The following is a 267-nucleotide window of genomic DNA, read 5'->3' as shown; positions in this document are numbered from 1 at the left end:
CCATGCGGTCACGTTTGAAGTTCGGTTCACCGGACCACTGAAAGGTGCGTTACGTCTTCCAATAGCCCCGCCCAACCTACGACAAACTGACGGTCGCTCCGCCAGCAGCCCGCTACGTAGGCATGGGTTCAGAGTATGGGAAGAATTCAGGAGGGGAATAAGTTTTTCCAAAAACGCTTTGCAGCATCACACAATACCAACTGCAGCACGTAGGCCGGGCATAAGCTGAAAAGCCATATAAGCTGCGTAACAGCACAGGAAGAACAC

The organism is Pseudovibrio sp. W74 (genome assembly GCF_001623085.1).
Taxonomy (GTDB): Bacteria; Pseudomonadota; Alphaproteobacteria; order Rhizobiales; family Stappiaceae; genus Pseudovibrio.
Note: the sequence above shows the minus strand (reverse complement) of the source record.